This is a genomic window from Dinoroseobacter sp. S375 (assembly GCF_049800775.1).
Classification (GTDB): Bacteria; Pseudomonadota; Alphaproteobacteria; order Rhodobacterales; family Rhodobacteraceae; genus Dinoroseobacter.
Genome location: NZ_JBNAFR010000001.1, coordinates 270,352 through 291,086, shown reverse-complemented (window position 1 = coordinate 291,086; position 20,735 = coordinate 270,352). Strand labels below are relative to the sequence as shown.

Sequence of the window (20,735 nt, the reverse complement as noted above, 5' to 3'; positions counted from 1 at the left end):
CATGGCAATCGAAGTCAAAGTGCCTGACATTGGGGATTTCACCGACGTACCTGTGATCAGCATTCTGGTCAGCGTCGGGGATGTGGTGGCCGAAGAAGACCCGCTGGTGGAACTGGAAAGCGACAAGGCCACGATGGAGGTTCCGTCCTCTGCCGCCGGTAAAGTCGCCGAGATCAAAGTGGCCGAGGGGGACAGTGTCTCCGAAGGCACGCTTCTGCTGATCCTCGAAGGGGAGGGGGCTGCCGAAGCGCCCGTTGCGGCTCCGGCTGCTGCGCCCGCCGCGGCACCTGCCGCTGCTCCGGCAGCTGCGCCTGCTGCCACCGCCGCTCCGGCGCCCGTCACCGATGCGGGCTTCGGCAAGGCCCATGCCTCGCCCTCCGTCCGGGCCTTTGCCCGGGCATTGGAGATTGACCTGAGCAAGGTGAACGGGTCGGGCCGCAAGGGTCGTATCCTGCGCGAAGACGTCACCGCCTTCCTGAAATCGTCCACCGCTCCGGCTCCGGCCAAGGGGGGCGCTGCCGCCGGTGGCATGGGCATCCCGCCGATCCCGGTTGTGGATTTCTCGAAATTCGGCCCGGTCGAAGACGTGGAAATGCCCCGGATCAAGAAGATCTCGGGCCCGGCGCTGCACCGCTCCTGGCTGAATGTGCCGCATGTCACCCATAATGACGAAGCGGACATCACGGATCTCGACAAGTACCGCAAGGAAATGGACACGATGGCCAAGGAAAATGGCTACCGCGTCACGCTTCTGAGCTTTGTGATCAAGGCCTCCGTCAGCGCGCTGAAGGAGCACTGGGAGTTCAACAGCTCGATCCATCCCGATGGGGACAAGCTGATCAAGAAGGACTACTACAATATCGGTTTTGCCGCCGACACGCCGAACGGGTTGATGGTTCCGGTGATCAAGGATGCGGACCGCAAGGGTCTGGTGGATATCTCCAAGGACCTGATGGAGCTGTCGGGCAAGGCGCGCGCAGGCGAGCTGAAAGGCCCCGACATGCAGGGCGCGACCTTCACCATTTCGTCCCTGGGCGGCATCGGGGGGACCTCCTTCACGCCGATCGTGAACGCCCCCGAAGTGGCGATCCTCGGCCTGACCCGGTCGAAGATGGCCCCGGTCTGGAATGGCGAAGAGTTCGTGCCGCGCCTGATGCAGCCGCTTTCGCTCAGCTATGACCACCGCGCCGTGGATGGGGCTCTGGCCGCACGCTTTGTCGTGACGCTCAAGACCCTGCTCGGCGATATGCGCAAGCTGATGTGGTAAGGAGATAGATCGATGGAAGTTAAAGTACCTGATATCGGTGATTTCTCCGATGTACCCGTCATCTCGATCCTGGTTGCGGTCGGAGACACTGTCTCTGCCGAGGACCCGCTGATCGAGTTGGAATCCGACAAGGCGACGATGGAAGTCCCGAGCCCCGCTGATGGCGTGGTCAAGGAGATCAAGGTGGCCGAAGGCGACAGCGTCTCCGAAGGCACCGTGATCATGGTGTTCGACGCGGCAGGGGCGGCTGACGCGCCCGTCGAGGCCGCGCCCGCCGCGGCCGCAGTCGCGGCGCCGAGCGCTGTGGCGGCCACCGGCACCGCAACGGGTGCCGGCGATGTCCATGGCGAGGTCGTGGTTCTGGGCTCGGGCCCGGGCGGCTACACCGCGGCGTTCCGCGCGGCGGATCTGGGCAAGAAGGTCGTTCTGATCGAGCGTTATCCGTCGCTCGGCGGGGTGTGCCTCAATGTTGGCTGTATCCCGTCCAAGGCGCTTCTCCATGTGGCCAAGGTTATCACCGAGGCCGAGGAAATGGGCGGTCACGGCGTGAGCTTCGGCAAGCCCAAGATCGATCTGGATGAGCTGCGCAGCTTCAAGAACAGCGTGATCGGTCAGCTGACGGGTGGTCTGGGCGGTTTGGCCAAAGGCCGCAAGGTTCAGGTTGTGAACGGCTACGGCAAGTTCACCGGCCCGAACATGATCGCGGTCGAGGATGACGACGGCAAGGTGACCAATGTCAGCTTTGACCAATGCATCATCGCGGCGGGCTCCGAGCCGGTGAACCTGCCCTTCCTGCCGGAAGATGACCGGATCATCGACAGCACTGGTGCGCTGGAACTGGCCGACATCCCCAAGCGGATGCTGGTGCTGGGCGGCGGGATCATCGGTCTGGAAATGGCCACGGTCTATGACGCGCTCGGCTCTGACATCACCGTGGTTGAGCTGATGGATCAGATCATCCCGGGTGCGGACAAGGATATCGTCAAGCCGCTGCACAAGCGGATTGAGGGGCGCTATGAGGCCATCAAGCTCAAGACCAAGGTCACCGCGGTCGAAGCGCTGAAGAAAGGCCTCAAGGTCTCCTTCGAGGATGACAAGGGCGAGGTCACGACTGACACCTTCGACAAGGTGCTGGTGGCCGTGGGGCGCAAGCCGAACGGCAAGCTGATCGATGCGGACAAGGCCGGTGTGGTCGTGGATGAGCGCGGCTTCATCGCCGTGGACAGCCAGCAGCGCACCGGCGTGCCGCATATCTTCGCCATCGGCGATCTGGTGGGCCAGCCCATGCTGGCGCACAAGGCCGTCCACGAGGGCAAAGTGGCGGCAGAGGTTGCAGCCGGGCACAAGCGGCATTTCGATGCGCGTCTGATCCCGTCGGTCGCCTATACGGACCCCGAAGTCGCCTGGTGCGGCGTCACGGAATCCGATGCAAAGGCCAAGGGTATCAAGTACGAGAAAGGTGTCTTCCCCTGGGCGGCATCGGGCAAATCCCTGTCCAACGGTCGGTCTGAGGGCATCACCAAGCTGCTCTTTGATCCCGAAGATGATCGCGTGATCGGCGCCTGTATCGTTGGCACCAGTGCCGGGGATCTGATCTCGGAGGTCGCGCTGGCCATCGAGATGGGGGCGGATGCTGTCGATCTCGGCCACACCATTCACCCGCACCCGACCCTGTCGGAGACGGTGAACTTCGCCGCCGAGATGTTCGAAGGCACCATCACGGACCTGATGCCGCCGAAGAAGAAAAAGAAAGCCTGACCTGTCGGTCACTGGCAGCTTTGCGCCCGGCTCGATCCGTTCGAGCCGGGCGCTTGCGTTTGGGCGAGGGCTGTTTACGGTTGGTTTGCAAAGATCGCTTTATACCGGAGTTATTGATTAATCCCGGACCGAGAGGTGAGTATGCCCGTGACCGACCTGACGGACTCCCAGCGCTACGCGGCGTTTCTTCTGGCCAACCTGCACAAGCTCAAGGCCTGCGCCCTCCACGCGCCAGAAAGTGACCGGGTCACCCGCACCACCGTGCTGCCGACCACGATCGACGTGGTCGCGGATCAGCCCGGTCTGGGGCTGGAATTCGGGGTCTGGCGGGGGCGGTCGATCAATCTCTGTGCCGACGCGCAGCCGGACCGAACCTGGGTCGGCTTCGACAGTTTCGAAGGCTTCCCCGAGGATGGTCGCATCGACTGGCAGAAACCCTTCAAGGTGGTCGACCTGCCCGAGGTGCCCGAGAATGTCCGGCTGGTGAAAGGGTATTTCTCAGACACACTGCCGGGATTTCTTGAGGAAAATGAAGAGCCTGTCGCCTTCGTGAATATCGACTGCGATATCTACTCCTCGACCGTGGATGTGTTCACCGCGCTGGAGGCGAAGGGCCATCTGCGCCCGGGCCTGCCGATCTATTTCGATGAACTTGTGAACTACGCTGACGCACTCTGGAACGAGATGCTGGCCCTGTTCCAGATGCTGGAGCGGACCGGGCTGGGCTTTCGCTGGCTGGCGCTGGACAAGAACCTCTGGCTGCCGCGCGAAACGCTTGAGATGATCCGCGACAAGACCTTTCCGACATGGCGCGAGCAGATGGGGGGCTCTTACTGGCAGCAGGCCTCGCTGGTGCTGACCGAAGGCGGGATCGACTACGGCCCGCTGGAGGATTCGGACTACCTCGCCGAGGTGACCTCGCTCGCGGCGCTCTATGACGAGGTGTCCGAGTTGCGGGTGGTCCGCGCCGAAGAACTGCGCATTCAGAAATCCAAGGAGCGGGAAGAGTTCGAGGCGCGTCGCGCCGTGATCATGGAAGAGCGCCGGCAGGAGCGTCTGAAACTTCAGAAAGAGCGTCAGGCCGCCAATCTGGCCAAACGCCGTGAGGAACAGGCCCGCCTCCGGACCGAGAAAAAGGCGGCCTCGAACGGCTGACGGCACCGTTCCGCCTGCGGGCCTTTGTACCAAGAGACCGCGGGGCGGGGCACAGCCTCCATTTGCAACACATCCGGGATCATGGTTCAGTGACCCCATTCTCGACACGGCGTGCCGGCAGGGCCCGGGCGCTGCAAGTCTCTGAAATTTAAGAGGTCATATATGGCGCAGCCCCTCGTCCTTTTGGGCCCCGGTCGCTCTTTCACGACAGTCGCCGCCGGTATGTTGGGGCAACATCCCGAACACTACGGCATGCCGGAGCTGAACCTGACGCTGGGCGAGACCATCGGAGAGTTTCTGCGCAATACCGGAGGCGGGCGCAACGGGCTGGCCCATGGCATCGTGCGGGCTATGGCGCAGCTCGAATATGGAGAAGTGACTGCCGCGGGTGTCGACGAGATGCGCGCCTTTCTGTTCAACAATCCCGGCATGACCACTGCAGCGCTCATGGCCGAGTTGCAGGCGGCCGTGGCCCCCAAGGCGATCGTGGAAAAGAGCCCTTCCATCGTGGCGGATCCGCAATATCCTTTCCGGCAGGATCAGATCCTGCCTGGGGCCAATTACCTGCATATCACCCGGCACCCGATGTCGGCGGGCCGCTCGATGATGACGGCGGAATGGTACGCCATGATCCTGGCCTCGCCGCTCGGCGATTCCTGGGACCGGCGGATGACGCCGCCCGTGCTCGACCCGCAGGTGCACTGGTTCGTTGCCCATGAACGGATCATGGATTTCCTCGACACGATCGAACCGGAGCGCCATATGCGGATCCGTGGCGAGGACCTGTTGACGGACCCGGATCGCTGGCTCAAGACAATCTGCGATTGGGTCGGGGTGTCCTCGGATGCCGAGGCGATCGAGGCCATGAAGCACCCCGAAACCTCGCCCTTTGCCCAACCCGGCCCCGAGAATGCGCCATGGGGCGGCGACCCGAGTTTTCAGGAAAAGCCGGCGTTGCGGCCCTATACCGCCAAGCCGGAACCGTTGACCGGGGCGCTGCCCTGGCGCGATGACGGTATGCCCTTTGCGGACCACGTGGTCGAAATGGCCAAGTTTTTTGGCTATAAAGACGGCTGAACTGCGCGGGTTTCCGGTCTTTTTAGGATCTTGGAAACGATAAATTTGCAATTTGGTGCGATCCAAGGCCTAAGCTGTGAAACGCAGCCAAGGCCGGGGGCGCAGGCCCCACGGCGACCCGCGGGAACACCGCGTGATTTGCGCCAGAAGGCGCGCGGCCTGCCGGGCCCGAACCCGCTCCTGAACGGAGCGTCTGGAGACAGGAGCACGTGACGTGAGCACGACCTTCGAAGCTGTGACGTCTCAGGTCAAACTGGTGATATGGGATCTTGATGAAACCTTCTGGCAGGGGACCCTGTCCGAAGGCGGTATGACAGAGCTGGCGGCCCACACGCAGATGATCAAGGCGCTCGCGGATCGCGGGATCATGTCGTCGATCTGTTCCAAGAACGACCTCGAGACAGCGCGCGCGGCGCTCGAAACTCTGGGCGTGTGGGAGTATTTCGTGTTCCCCCATATCGACTGGACCCCGAAGGGACAGGCGATCGCTAGCATCCTGGAACGGGCGCAACTGCGTGCCCCCAACGTCCTGTTTCTGGACGATAATCACATGAACCTCGAAGAGGCGGGCTTTTTCAACAAAGGGCTCATGTGTGTGCAGGCTCAGGGCGATCTGAGCGGGTTGCTCGATCTGCCCCAGCTTAAGGGCAAGGATGATCGCGCGCATTCCCGGCTGGCGCAGTACAAGATGCTGGAGACCAAGCAGGCCGAACAGGCGGCGGGCGCGCTCGACAATATGGAGTTCCTGCGCCAATCGCAGATCCGGGTCGAGATCATCACCGAGATCGAGCCGCATATGGACCGTGTGTTGGAGCTGATCAACCGTACGAACCAGCTCAATTTCACCAAGAAACGGGTCGAGACCACCGCCGCGCGTGCTGAGCTCGATGCGCTGCTGGCGACCTCCGGGGTTCACGCGGGACTGGTGCGTGTCACCGATCGCTATGGCGATTACGGCATCGTCGGCTTTTTTGCGGCACGGGTGAAGTTCAACGGCACGACCGTGCACCATTTCTGCTTCTCCTGCCGCACTTTGAACATGGGGGTGGAGCAGTTTGTCTGGCGTCGGATCGGCGCGCCGGAATTCGCTGTGAAGGGGCCCGTGGCCAATCCGCTCGACGAGCATGACGAGATCGACTGGATCGCCGAGGCCTCCTCCTCCGATCAGGTGTTTTCCGAACAGGATGACCGGACCTTATGCCTCGTCGGTGGCTGTGACCTGCTCCAGGTGTCTTTCTATTGCGGGACCAATCGCCACGAGTTCGTCAACAAGGAGGATCGCGGTTATCTGGTGCGCTATGACGATCCGGGTTTCTTTCTCAATCCGCGCAAGCCGCTCAAGCATGACCAGACGCTGAAGAAGTTTCCCAGCTGGTCACATCAGGATATGGAGGCGCTGGATACCGCTCTGGCCAGTTCGGATGTGGTGCTGCTGTCGCTCTATTACGCTGTGCCCGGGGACACGTTTTTTACGTTTGGGGGCAAGGAATGGGGGGGCGAGTACCTGATCAAGGTGCCGCCGCGCACCCTCAAGAAATTCATCAAGTCCGACCAGGCCCTTTGGTTCGCCAAGAGCTTTTATCACCGTCGATATACGCTTGACGAAAGTCTCGAGCTCACCCGCCGCAGCCTGGAGCGGGTGATGTCATTGGTCGCTCAGAACACGCAAGTGTTCCTGCTGACGGCTGCGACCAAAACCGGCCAGCAGGCAGAGCGGACCGGCGAGATGCGACATGCCTATAATGCCATGTGCCGGACCTTTTGCGATGGGCAAGCGCAGGCCCATCTGGTCGATTTGGATGCGCTCTTGCTGGAAGAGGATTTCCAGGACAGTGACCATTACACCCGGGCCGGCTATTTCAAGATCGCCAGTTGCGTCAATGATTTCATGACGCAAGCAGAGGCGCAGACCGGTCTGTCCGAGGTCGCGGCGGAGTAGGAGGCGAGGTCCGGAGCCCCGTCTGGCCAAGGATCTTGCGTCCCTGGCGTGCTGACAATTCGGGCAAGCGCTCAGGGATTGCGCTATTCTCGCGTTTCAAACTCATCATATCGTTGCGTAAAGCGGCGAGTCTGGATACAGTTTTCGCGAGTGATGGTATTGATCGCGCGGATATCGACCGCCGCGACATGAGTAGAAAAATGAGGTTAACTGCGACAAGATCGATCGGCCCGGGTCCTCACCACGATCAACACAACTTGCGAGAAATGCCGCAAAAAGCTAGTCTGGCAGCGCATGCTGCTGTGACATTCGCTGCATTGCAATATTTCGACGGCCTCTTACGCTGCGGCTTTGAAATAAGCGAGGATTGAAGGCGGTCCTAACGGTTTTCTAACGTCCGTTTGATTTAGGAGACGGGTCAGGGCCGCGTGTTGAAGCGTTGGGTGCGAACGCCTTTCTTCTTGGCTGTTGACATTGGAAATTTGGGGCATCGCCCCTCTATGCGTGCCGCCTTCGGGCGCCGGTTTGAAAAAGTGCTTTTGGGAGCGCAACCTATGCCACTGTATTCGAGTGACTTTCTGGTGTTGGCATCTTCCGTGCCGAACGTGATCAATCCTGCGATCGCGATTTCGGCCAGCCGATCCGGGCATGGGGGACTTCTCGATCTGGAATACGCGGATCCGGCCTCAGTGGAGACCGGGCGCGCGGTGCAGATGCTCTCGGAAATGGCGCGGGGCCTTTGGGGGGTGAAAGCGTCGGCAGCCGATATCTCGGCCCTTATGGCGCGGCACGGTGACGCGCTCGCCGAGGCGACACTGTTCGTGATCGTGCCGGAGGGGGGGGATACCCTGGCACAGTCGGTTGCCGCGCTGCGCAAGGTTGCGCCAGACGCGCGCTGTCTCGTCGAGGTGCTCGACGATCATTTGTTGCCCACGCTTGAGGAGGTCGCAATTGATGGCCTCGTTGCGAAAGGGCATGAGGCAGGCGGACGGGTTGGCGATGATACGACCTTCCTGTTGGTGCAGCGCCTGACCAAGCAAACCACTTTGCCAGTCTATGCCTTGGGCGGTGTGGCCACCAATACGGCGGCGGCGCTGAAGGTTGCGGGGGCTGCCGGGGTGGTGCTCGACTGGCCCTTGCTCGGGTTTGAGGAGGCGCAGGCTCCGGAGCCGCTGGCGCGCAGCGTGCTCCGCATGGATGGCAGCGAAACAAACTGTCTCGGTCACGATTTCGGGGCCGGTCACCGCGTGTTCTGGCGCGCCGATCATGCGGCCGCGCGGAAACTCGATGCGCTCGATATCCCCAATAGTGACCCGCAAGCTTTCCGCGCGGCCGTGCGCGCAGCGATCCTCTCGAAGCCCGCCGAGGATGCCCTTTGGCTGGTCGGTCAGGATGCAGCGTTCGCCCAAGGCTTGAAGGCGCGTTTCGGAACCCTGAAATCTGCGCTTGATGGGATCGCCGCGGCGGCTGTCGACCTGGTGGCCCAGGCCAAAACCCTTGCGCCGCTCGCCCCCGGCAGCGCGTTGACAGCAACGACCGGCACGCAATACCCGATCATCCAGGGGCCTATGACCCGGGTCAGCGATGTGTCCGGCTTCGCGGTGGCCGTGGCCGACGGGGGTGCCTTGCCCTTCCTGGCCTTCGCCCTGATGCGCGAGGCAGAATGCGCGACGCTTCTGGCCGAGACCAAGGCTCAGATCGGCAACAAGCCCCTTGGGGTCGGGATCCTCGGCTTTGTCGACGATGCGCTGCGCGCCGAGCAGACGGCGGTCATTACCCAGCACAAACCGGATTTCGCCCTGATCGCCGGCGGGCGTCCGGATCAGGCTCTGGCGCTCGAGGCCGAGGGCATTCCAACTTATCTCCATGTGCCCTCGCCGGGGCTTCTGGCCTTGTTCCTCGACAGCGGCGCGCGTCGCTTCATCTTCGAGGGGCGCGAATGCGGCGGGCATGTGGGGCCACGGTCCAGCGCCGTGCTCTGGCAGCAGGCGATTGACGCGATCGAGGCGGCCTATCCCGATGGTGCCGAGATCGATTGCGAGTTGCTCTTTGCCGGGGGGGTCCATGATGCACAATCCGGCGCCATGGTGTCCGCGCTTTCGGCGGGGCTCGCGGCGCGCGGGGCCAAGATCGGCGTTGTCGTCGGCACCGGCTACATCCTGACCCATGAGGCCGTCGAGACCGGAGCGGTGCTGGAGAAGTACCAGGAGCTTGCTCTGACCTCTGCCAAGACGATGTTGCTGGAATCCGCGCCCGGCCATGCGACCCGGGTGGTCAAGAGCCCGATCGTCGATGAGTTCTTTTCCGAGAAGGCGCGCCTCCGGGCGGCCTGCGTCGATCCGGATGAGATCAAGGACAGGCTGGAGAAATTCAATGTCGGGCGCTCGCGGATCGCCTCCAAGGGGATCGACCGCAACCCGGACTTCGGCAAGGTTGACGGTGCCGAGAAATTCATGTCGGTCGATCCGGCAGCGCAGGAGCAGCTCGGCGTCTACATGATCGGGCAGGCGGCCAGCCTGCATTCCGAGCCGATGAGCATTGCCGAGCTTCACGCAGGGATCTGTGAAGGGGCGGCTGATGTTCTGGCGCAGGCGATGCCGGCCGAGCCCGAGCCGGATGTCCGCCCCATGCCCGAAGGACCAGGCGCGCGGATCGCCATCACAGGCGTCGGGACGATCCTGCCGAAAGCGCGGGATTTCGCCAGCTATTGGGAAAATATTCTTGACGCGGTCGACGCCATTGAAGAGGTGCCCGAGCGCCGCTGGGACTGGCGGCGGTATTTCGACGAGGACCGCGACGCGCCGGACAAGATCTACTCCAAATGGGGTGGGTTCATCGACGAGATCGACTTCAACCCGGTCAAGTACGGCATTCCGCCGAAAACCATGCCGAGCATCGAACCCTTGCAGCTGCTCGCGTTGGAAACGGTGCGTCAGGCGCTGGAGAATGCCGGGTACAAGGATGGGGTGATCGACGACCCCGAGCTGCGGCGCAAGACATCGGTGATTATCGGGGTCGGCGGTGGGGCCGGGCCCCTGGGCCAGCGCTATGCGGTGCGGTCCTCCATGCCGGCGATCAACGGTCACATGACCGAAACCGCCGATGCACGTCTGCCCAACTGGACTGAGGACAGCTTCCCCGGGATCCTTCTGAACGTCATCGCGGGCCGGGTGGCCAACCGGTTTGATCTGGGCGGTGTGAATTTCACGGTCGATGCCGCCTGTGGCTCATCTCTGGCTGCGGTAATGATGGCCTCGCGCGAGCTCGAGAATGAAACCTCGGACATGGTGATTGTCGGCGGCGTCGACAGCTTCCAGAACCCGTTTGATTTCGTGGCCTTTTCCAAGACGCGGGCCCTGTCGCCACGCGGCAAGTGCCGCACTTTCGACGCCAGCGCCGACGGGATCGCGATCTCCGAAGGGCTCGCCATGATGGTGCTGCGCCGTCTGGAGGAGGCAGAGGCCTCCGGAGACCGGATTTACGCGGTCATGCGCGGGGTTGCGGGGTCGTCTGACGGCAAGGACCTGTCGCTGACCGCGCCGCGCGCCGAGGGCCAGCAGGAGGCGCTGCGCCGGGCCTATGACCATGCCGGGGTTTCCCCGGGAACGGTCGGCGCGGTGGAGGCGCATGGCACCGGGACGGTTGTCGGGGACCGCACGGAAATCCAGAGCCTCTCCAAGGTATTCGCGGAGTCGCGGCCAGAGACCCAGTTCTGCGGGGTTGGTTCGGTCAAGTCGATGATCGGCCATACCAAGGCCGCGGCGGGTTGCGCGGGCATGATCAAGATGGCGATGGCTCTCCATCACCGTGTCTTGCCACCGACCCTCAATGTGACGGAGCCCAACCCGTCTGCGGACTTCCCCAACAGTCCCTTCTACGTGATGACCGAGACGCGTCCTTGGTTGAACACGGCTCCGACGCCACGGCGCGCGGGCGTCAGTGCCTTTGGCTTTGGGGGCACGAATTTCCACGTGGTTCTCGAGGAGTACACGGGCGGTTACCTGCCCAAGCATCAGGAGCCGTTCCGCAAGAACTGGTCGCATGAGCTGTTCCTGTTCTCGGCGGCATCACAAACTGATCTGGCGGACAGTCTCAAGCGCGCCTCTGCAGCTTTGGCCCAGGCCTCGCGCGAGATCCGGCCGGCGGATGTGGCCGCCAGTTTGGCCGCGGTGTTCGACCCAACCGCCAAGGCACGTTTCGCCATCGTTGCCGCGTCGCTTGACGATGCCAGCGCGCGCATCTCGCGTGCTGCGGAAGGGCTGCGCGGGGATCAGACCGATCTGCGTTCCATCGATCCCCAAGGCGCATTCTTCTCGGCGGACGCTCCGCTAAAGACGGGGGAAGTTGCTTTCCTCTTCCCGGGGCAGGGGTCGCAATACCCCGGCATGGCCGCAGATCTGGCCATGACCTTCCCGCAGATGCGCGAAGATCTCGAGGCTGCCACGCGCAGTCTGCAGGGTCGGCTGGCGCAACCGCTGTCGGACTACATCTATCCGCGTCCGACGCTGGACCCGGCGGAACATGACGCTCAGATCGAAGCGCTCAAACAGACCTTCGTGGCCCAGCCTGCCATCGGTGCCGTGTCCCAGGCGGTGCTGAAACTCGTGCGCAGCTTTGGTCTCGAAGCCACTCAAATGGCCGGGCACAGTTTCGGCGAGTACACCGCGCTCCACGCCGCGCAGAGCTTTGACGCGGACACGCTGATGCGCCTCGCGCACGCGCGCGGTGACGCCATCGTCAAGGCGGGCGGTGACGATCTCGGGACCATGGCCGCGGTGAATGCGGGGCCCGAGGCCGTGCGCGCCGCGCTAGGCGATCTCGAGGCGATCACACTGGCCAATATGAATGCTCCGGATCAAACCGTGATTGCCGGCCCGACCCAGGCCGTGCATGCGGCACAGCAGCGACTGAGCGATGCGGGGCTGAGCGCGAAGCTCTTGCCCGTGGCCTGTGGCTTCCATTCCGATTGCGTGGCCCCGGCGCGAGACCTGCTCGCCACGGCTTTGTCCGAGGCACAGATTTCTGCGCCGGAGACGGCGGTCTTCGCCAATGCCACCGCGGCCCCCTATGCAACCGCGCCTGAGAAGGTGCGCGCGCAATTGACCGAGCATCTGGTGGATCCGGTCAATTTCGCCGGCAGCGTCGAAGCGATGCATGATGCGGGCGCACGCCTCTTTTTCGAGATCGGACCCGGGGCTGTCCTGTCACGGCTCACGAACCGTATCCTCGATGGAAAGCCCCATCTGGCGCTCACCGCGGATATGAAGGGTCGCTCGGGCATCCAGCAGTTGTTGTGCCTTTTGGCCGGGGCCGCAACGGCCGGTCTGCCCTTGAGACTTGCCGGGCTCTGGACCGGTCGCGAAACCCGTAGCCTCGATGTAAAGACCTGGAACCTCTCGGTTCCACCGCATCCTCAGCGCGCGATGCTCTGGAAGCTGGACGCCGCCAATGCGCGGCCCATCGATGGTGAGCCACCGCGGCGCGGGTTTGCCGCGCGGATCGAAGAGGACCCAGCGCCCGAGACGGTGGTCTCGGCTCCTGCGACCCCGGTGCCTCCCGTATCCGAACCAGCAGCGGCGGCACCCGCAGCGGCTGCGCCGGTTCACCTCACGGCGACGCCGCCCGAATCTGCTACACAGGGCGGTAATACGGTCCCCGCGCCTCAAGTGCCTGCTTCAGCGAGAAACGACATGAGTGAGACGGTAATGCGACGCCACCAGGAACTGATGGCGCAGTTTCTCGACAATAACCGGGCCATCATGATGCATTGGCTGAATTCCGGCGGGATGGATGCGCAAGGCACGAGGCCGGTGCCCGCCGCTATGCCGCACCCGGTTCCGGTCGCACCCGCTGCCGCGCTGACCCCGGTTGCGGCACCTGTTGCGCCATCCGCTGTTATGCCAGCCCCGGAACTCGCTAGCCCCGGACCGACACCTGCGCCCGTGGCGCCGCCGCCGATGCCCGTGGTTGCGTCCGAGCCTGCGCCGCAGCCCGGGACTGCGATCACCGAAGATCTGGCGCGCGAGGCGCTATTGGCGCTGATTTCAGACCGCACTGGATATCCGATCGAGATGCTCGACCTGGATCTCAATCTCGAGGCCGATCTGGGGGTCGATTCCATCAAACGGGTCGAGATCCTCGGCGCGCTGCGGACCGAACTGATGCCCGATGCGGGCGACGCAGCCCGCGAACGAATGGGCCCGGTCTCGCGGGAGCGGACCGTCCGCGGCATCGTGGCGAAATTCATGGATGTGGTAGCCGAGTTTGCCGGATCCGCGCCCATGCTGGTTCCGGTTGCGGCGTCCCTCGCCGCACCGGCTGCGGGGCCTGCCCTGACCGAGGACGCCGTCACGGTCGCCCTGCTCGATCTGATTGCGGATCGGACTGGCTATCCGACGGAGATGCTCGATCTGGACCTCAACCTCGAGGCGGATCTTGGCGTTGATTCCATCAAACGTGTTGAGATCCTTGGTGCCTTGCGCGGAGAATTGCTCCCGGATGCCGGGGATGCTGCGCGCGAAAAGATGGGCCCGGTTTCCCGTGAGCGGACCGTACGGGGCATCGTGTCCAAATTCATGGATGTGGCGTCCGAGTTTGGCCCTGCACCCGAGGCTGCAAGCGCTGCGCCCGACCTTGGCCCAACCGATGCCGCAGCGCCTGTTTTGTCGCCCGAGGCTGTGACGACCGCTCTTCTGAACCTGATCTCGGACCGCACGGGCTATCCGACCGAAATGCTCGATCTGGATCTCAATCTCGAGGCGGATCTTGGCGTGGATTCCATCAAGCGCGTGGAAATTCTCGGAGCTTTGCGCGCTGATCTCCTCCCCGATGCGGGCGAGGCGGCCCGGGAAAAGATGGGGCCCGTTTCACGTGAGCGCACCGTCCGTGGCATCGTCGCTCAATTCATGGCGGTCGTGGCAGAGTTCCAGCCCGGGGGGCAGCCTGAGGCTCCGGTCTCGGCGGCGGCAGACGCGCGCCCGTCGGTGGATCCCGATACATGGCGGCCGCGCTTCATCATGGCGGCCCGTCCCATCCCGGCGCCACAGCCCAAGACTTGGGTGGTGAGTGGCGCGACCTATGTGATCACAGATGACGAAACCGGCGTCGCCGACACGGTGGCCCGCCATATCGAGGCCCAAGGGGGCAGTGTGCGTCTGCTGAAGCCGAGCACGCTGAATTTCGGGGATGATGCGGCTTTGCGCTCGGCAGTGATCGAGATGGACGGGGCCGTGGCCGGGCTCTTGCATCTGGCGCCATTGGCGAAAAGCGCCGCCTTCATGGACATGTCGCGCGCCGAGTGGCGCGCATCGGTCGATACCGCGACACGCGCATTCTACACCCTTCTCAATGCCTTGGGCGAGGGGCTGAGCATTCGTGAAGACGGCATTGTCCTGTGTGCCACGGCCATGGGCGGCGCCTTCGGATTTGATGGCGCTGTCCCGGCGGATCCGTCGGCGGGCGGCGCGCCCGGCCTTTTGAAGACCGTGGCCAAGGAATGGACGACACCCCATTGTCGCGCCGTCGATTTTGCTCCTTCCGCGCCGGTGGATATGCGGGCGGCAGAGATTATTGCAGAGGCCGGCCGACCCGGACCCGAGGTTGAGATCGGTTGGCTCGATGGTGCGCGCCATGGGTTGTTCGCCGAACCGGCACCCCTGGGTGCGGACTCTGCGATCGTGCAAACGATCGACCCGGGCGCAATTGTCTTGGTCACTGGCGGCGCGCGGGGGATCACTGCAAAGATCGCGCGTCATCTGGCCGAGTTGCACAAGCCGCATTTCATCCTGGCCGGATCGACGCAGCCGCCCAGCGGGGATGAACCGGCTGCGACAGCGGGGATCAACGATCCGCGTGCCCTGAAGGCGGCGCTGATTGCCCAGACCAAGGCATCGGGCGGTGCGGTAACGCCAGCCTCCATCGAAGCGGCCTTCAACGCCGTGCTCAAGGCGCGGGATATCCGCGCGGCCGTGGCCAGCATCGAAGCGGCGGGCGCGACGGCTGAATACATGGCCTGCGATGTGCGCGATCAGGATGCGCTTGAGACCATGGTGTCGGGGATCTATGACCGGTTCGGTCGGATCGATGGCGTGATCCATGGCGCCGGCGTGATCGAGGACAAACTGGTTCTCGACAAGACGGTGGATAGCTTCGACAACGTGACGCGCACCAAGACCGAGAGCGCCTTTGCGCTCAGCCGTGCACTGCGCCCGGATAGCCTGAAGTTCCTCGTGTTCTTCACCTCGGTCGCCGGACGTTTCGGCAATCGGGGGCAAGGTGATTATGGGGCTGCGAACGAGACAGTCTCAAAGCTGGCCCGGGTGCTTGACGCCCAATGGGCCGGGCGGGTGACGGCGATCAGCTGGGGGCCGTGGGACAGTGGCGGGATGGTCTCGCCCGAGATCAAGGCCCAGTTCGACGCGATGAAGATCGAGCCGATCGATCCCTATCTCGGGGTGCGTGCGCTCGAGTTCGAGATCACACGTGGCGATGACGCTGCATCGGAAGTTGTTTGGGGAAGGGGCCCCTGGGAGGACGATGCAGAATCCTATGCCGCGGCTTATGGTGCGGGTGGTACAAGAGAGGCCGCTGAATGACATCACGTGGTGGGCCATCGCGCCTGCCGGAGAACGAACCGATTGCGATTGTCGGGATGGCCTCAATTTACCCGGAGGCGCCCGATACCTCTACGTTCTGGCGTAATATTACCGACAAGGTAGACGCCGTCGCAGACGCGCCGGATGACTGGTGTGGCGATCTGTTTCTCGATCCGGATAGCAAGGCAAACGATCGGATCTATACCAATCGTGGTGGGTTCCTGCGGGATTTGGCCGTGTTCGACCCCTTGCGCCATGGCGTGATGCCGACCTCCATCGATGGTGGCGAACCGGACCAGTTTCTCGCCCTGCAGGTGGCAGCCGAGGCCGTTCAGGACGCCGGGTTCGACACCCGGCCCGTGCCGGGCGACAGGGTCGCCGTCATCCTCGGGCGGGGCACCTATATCAATCGCGGGTTCACCAGCGTTGTGCAGCACGGGATCATGGTGGACAGGTTTCTATCAATCCTGAAGAAACTGCACCCGGACACATCCGAAGACGAGCTAGCCGATGTCAAAGCGCAGCTCAAGGCTTCCTTGCCGCCCTTCAATGCCGAGATGGCGCCGGCACTCGTCCCGAACCTGGTCACGGGTCGGATATCCAACCGTCTCGACTTCAAGGGTGCGAACTACATCGTGGATGCGGCCTGCGCGTCCTCCCTGATCGCCATGGATCGCGGCGTGGCCGATCTGCGGGCGGGGCGCTGCGACATGGCCGTCGTCGGCGGCGTGCACGCCTCCACCCCGGCGCCGATCTATCAGATTTTCTGCCAACTCGAAGCGCTCTCGCGCAAAGGCGCGATCAGGCCCTTCTCGGCCAATGCCGATGGTACTCTGCTGGCTGAGGGTGTCGGCCTGATGTGCATCAAGCGGCTCTCGGATGCGGAGGCTGCGGGCGATCGCATCTATGCGCTGGTGCGTGGGGTGGGCGTGGCCAGCGACGGCAAGGGTCTTGGCATTCTGGCCCCGCGGATCGAGGGGGAGACGCTTGCGCTGGAGCGGGCCTATGAGGATGCCGGGATCGCGCCCGAGACCGTGGGGCTGATCGAGGCGCATGGCACGGCGACGGCCCTCGGCGACGCGACCGAGGTCGAGGCGTTGACCGGTCTGATGGGCCCAAGACAGGGCGAGGCGCCGTCTTGCGCGCTCGGCTCGGTCAAATCGATGATCGGACACTGCCTCCCGGCGTCCGGCTCGGCAGGGCTGATCAAGTCGGCCATGGCGCTGTATCACAAGACCTTGCCTCCGACGCTTCTGGACGAGGCCAATCCGAAACTCGGCATCGAGGGCTCGCCCTTCTACCTCAATACCGAGACGCGCCCGTGGATCCACGGGGCAGACACCCCGCGCCGCGCGGGCGTCAACGCGTTCGGCTTTGGCGGGATCAACGCCCATGTGGTGCTCGAGGAATATACCGGAGCGCCACAGCCCCAACCGAACCTGACACGCAGCAGCGAACTTTTGGTGGCCTCCGCCCCCGATGCGCAAAGCCTGTCCGCGCGCCTGAACGAGATCCATGCCGCCATCGGCGCGCAGCCGGACCTGGCTGAGGTGGCGCGCACCGCGAACGCCGTGCCGGATACCGGACCCTGGCGCGCGGCCATCGTGGCCCGGGACGCGACCGACGCCATGGCCAAGATCGACAAGATCCTGTCGCGGATCGCTAAGGGCAAGGACCGGCTCAAGGACCGCAAGGGGGCCTATCTCAACGCCAAACCTCTGGCGGCCGAGGGCAAGGTGGCGTTCATGTTCCCGGGCGAGGGGAGCCAGCATATCGGCATGCTGCGCGAGCTTATGCTGCACAGGCCCGAGATGCGGCACTGGTTCGACCTGGTGGATGGGGCCTTTGCCGGGCACAGCCGGAACCTTCTGCCGAGCCAGGTGATTTTCCCGCCCCCCGAGACCGCCGAAGAGGGCGGCGCGCTTTGGCGCATGGATATCGGGCCCGAGGCGATCTTTGCGGCGAACCAGGCCGTGGCCGCGCTTTATGACGGTATCGGGTTGAGTGCCGATATGCTGGTGGGCCATTCCACCGGCGAGTATTCCGCGCTCTATGCGGGGGGTGTCACGCGCCGCTCCGACATGGCCCAGCTGCAGCAGGAGATGCGCGCGCTCAACGATCACTACGAGACTTTGTCGTCCGAGGGACTGATTGCCGAGGGCGCCTTGGTTGCCTTGGGGGCGGTGGATGGTGCCGCGCTCGAAGACAAGCTGGCCGGGCGCGATGACGTCTATCTGGCCATGGATAACTGCCCCAATCAAAAGGTGGTGGCGGCGTTCACTGAGGCCGGGCGCGATTACGCCCTGAGCCTTGCGCCCGCCCTGGGGGGATTTGAAGAGCTGCTGCCCTTCGCCCGTGCCTATCACAGCCCGGCTTTTGCCCCGTTCAGCGCGCGTCTTCTGTCTTTCCTCGAAGGAATGGAGATCGCGCCACCCGAGCGTCCGGTCTATTCCTGCCTCAGCACCGGGATCTTCCCGGATGATCCGCAGGCCATCCGGGCCCTGACGGCGGAGCAGTGGTCGGGCCGGGTGCGCTTTGTCGAAACGGTCCGGAAGATGTATGCGGATGGGGCGCGGATCTTTGTGGAATGCGGGCCGCGCAACAACCTCTCTGCTTTTGTGAACGACATTCTGCGCGGGCAGGACCATCTGGCCGTTGCGGTGGATACGCCCTCGGTCAAGGGGCTGGACCAGTTGCATCATCTCGCCGCGCAGCTTGCGGTCGAAGCCGTGCCGATGGATCTTGGCGCGCTGGCCGCGCCCATGGCGGGGGCGGTGGCCTATGACGGTCCGAGCCGTCCGCAGGTCCTCAAGATGGGTGTGCAACCCATGGATGTTGCCGCGCCCCCCAAGCGGGCGGCGCAGACACCGAAAGACACGTCGCAAGGCGCGGCTCCGACGTTGGAACCCGGTCCGGTTGCCACAGGCTCCGAAGAGAAGACCAACCCGGGGCAACCATCCGGCGTGGCCAATTCCCCGCAGGCGCCCGCGCTGCTGCAAGGGCGGGTGTCCGAAACCACCCCGCGCGGTGCATCGCCTGTCGCGGCCAGTGCCCCCACGATACAGCCCGCCACGCAGGCCCCGACCGAGGCGGCTGCGGTGGTTGACGCCTATTTCAATACGCTTGAGACCTTCCTCTCCTCGGAAACGGACATCATGTCCGCCTATCTCGGCGGTGGGATCCCGGCGCCGATCACGGACCCGGCGACCGCGGTCCCTGTCTCAGCAGAGGCTGCGCCACAGCGGTTCCCGATGTTGGCCTCGGTAACACCTGCGTTGGACGGGCGCAGCCTGACCGCGCGGATCGAGATCGACCCGGCCTCGGCGCCCTATCTGAACGATCACAGCTTCGGGCGGGGCCTGTCCCAGCGGGATGCGGGTTTGACGGGCCTGCCGGTCGTGCCGCTGACCTTCTCGATGGAGGCTTTGGCCGAGGCGGCCGCCGCGCTCCGCCCGTCGCTTACCGTGGTCGGGATGACGGAGGTTCGGGCATCACGCTGGTTCGCGCTGGACACGCCGCCCCTCGTGGTCGAGGCGCAGGCCGAGCTGCGCGAGGAGGGGGCAGAGACCCTTGTCCGTGTGCGGATCCGGGCCGCCGATGGTCCGGCTCTGCGTCCGATCCTGATCGAGGCGGATGTGCGTCTCGCGCCGTCTTATGCGCCATCGCCCGCGGCGGAGGCTCTGAGTTATGGCGCGCCGCGCGATGTGATCTGGTCGCAGTCGGATGTCTATGAGCGGATCATGTTCCATGGTCCCCGGCTCTGGGCCGTGGAGACCATGGATGTGGTCGGCTCCGAGGGTGTCGAGGGCACGCTGGTCGGGTTGCCCCATGACGATCTTTATGCGGGGATCCCCAATCCCGGTTTTGAAACCGACGCGATCACCTTGGACGCGGTGGGTCAGCTGGTGGGCGTCTGGTCTGCCGAGATGCTGCCCGAGGCGTTTCACATTTTCCCCTTCCGGGTGGAGCGTCTGGACGTGTTCCGGCCTCGTCTCGCCCCCGGGGAGCGGGCCCGCTGCCGCGCGCAGATCGCGCTGGTCGGGGGCGACGAGATGCGCGCCTATATCGATGTGGTCACGGCCGATAATCGGCTGCAATGCCGGATCGAAGGGTGGTGGGACAAGCGGTTCGAGCTGCCGGAGCGGTTCTTTCAGGCGCGTCTGGCTCCGGCGCAGAACCCGCTTTCGCGCCCCATGGCGCTGCCCGGCGGCGCGGCCCTGCCAGAGGGCGTGGCCCTCATGGCCTGCGATGACATTTCCGACGACCTGTTGGATGGCTCGGGCGGGATCTGGGCCAAGGTGCTGGCCGGGTTGATCCTCTCTGCGCCGGAACGGGCGGAGTTTGCCGCCATGGCCAAGGCCACGGACAAGCGCCGCTGGGAATGGCTGCGCGGGCGGGCGGCTGCCAAGGATGCGGCGCGCGCCTGCCTCGGGCTGGCGATTGCGCCTGCGGATCTGCCTCTTGTGGTGCCGGGCGAGGATGATGGGCCAGTGATTGACCCGACTTTCCCCGAGGCCTGGGGCCGTGCGCCGCTGATTTCCATTGCCCATAAGGGCGCGCAGGCCATCGCGGTGGCGGCGGATCCGGCGCGCTATGCCGGGGTTGGCGTCGATCTGGAGCGGGTCGCGCCCCGGACGCCGGCCTTTCTCGACACCGCCTTCACCGCACCCGAGCGCGCGATGATCGCGGCGCAGACCGATCCCGCCGCGCAAGCGCGCATGAGCACCCGTCTCTGGTGCGCAAAGGAAGCAGTCGGGAAAAGCTTTGGGGTTGGTCTCGCCCAAGCCCTTGATCGATTCGAGGTCCAGAGCGATGCACAGGGCGACCGCCCGGCTGTCGTTCGCGACCGGTCTCTAAACCTGAATATTGCGGTGACTGGACTTGCCGAGATTGCCCCTGATCTCATCGCCGCCGTCGTGCTCAGACCGCATGACTGATGACCGCA

General features: G+C 64.2%; 8 protein-coding genes. All 8 read left to right on the top strand.

From position 1 onward, the window contains the following. The first annotated feature begins 1 nt into the window (after position 1). Positions 2–1,267 (top strand): dihydrolipoyllysine-residue acetyltransferase, encoded by a 1,266-nt coding sequence (aceF, locus tag ACP150_RS01335; RefSeq protein WP_424964737.1) that lies wholly within the window; start codon positions 2–4, stop codon positions 1,265–1,267. A 12-nt stretch (positions 1,268–1,279) separates the two neighbouring features. Further along, positions 1,280–3,025, top strand: coding sequence for a dihydrolipoyl dehydrogenase (lpdA, locus tag ACP150_RS01330; RefSeq protein WP_424964736.1), 1,746 nt, complete (start codon positions 1,280–1,282; stop codon positions 3,023–3,025). Between the two features lie 147 nt (positions 3,026–3,172). Then, a complete protein-coding gene (locus tag ACP150_RS01325) occupies positions 3,173–4,180 on the top strand; it encodes a TylF/MycF/NovP-related O-methyltransferase (RefSeq protein WP_424964735.1) in 1,008 nt (335 codons plus the stop codon). Positions 4,181–4,342: 162 nt separating this feature from the next. After that, positions 4,343–5,257, top strand: coding sequence for a sulfotransferase family protein (locus tag ACP150_RS01320; RefSeq protein WP_424964734.1), 915 nt, complete (start codon positions 4,343–4,345; stop codon positions 5,255–5,257). A gap of 214 nt (positions 5,258–5,471) precedes the next feature. Then, positions 5,472–7,196 (top strand): HAD-IIIC family phosphatase, encoded by a 1,725-nt coding sequence (locus ACP150_RS01315; RefSeq protein ID WP_424964733.1) that lies wholly within the window; start codon positions 5,472–5,474, stop codon positions 7,194–7,196. A 35-nt stretch (positions 7,197–7,231) separates the two neighbouring features. Continuing rightward, positions 7,232–7,567 (top strand): hypothetical protein, encoded by a 336-nt coding sequence (locus ACP150_RS01310; RefSeq protein WP_424964732.1) that lies wholly within the window; start codon positions 7,232–7,234, stop codon positions 7,565–7,567. Between the two features lie 183 nt (positions 7,568–7,750). Continuing rightward, a complete protein-coding gene (locus tag ACP150_RS01305) occupies positions 7,751–15,790 on the top strand; it encodes an SDR family NAD(P)-dependent oxidoreductase (RefSeq protein WP_424964731.1) in 8,040 nt (2,679 codons plus the stop codon). Then, complete coding sequence (locus tag ACP150_RS01300; protein ID WP_424964730.1) at positions 15,787–20,727, top strand: beta-ketoacyl synthase N-terminal-like domain-containing protein; 4,941 nt, start codon at positions 15,787–15,789, stop codon at positions 20,725–20,727. The genes ACP150_RS01305 and ACP150_RS01300 overlap by 4 nt, the downstream gene beginning before the upstream one ends. Positions 20,728–20,735 lie beyond the last annotated feature (8 nt).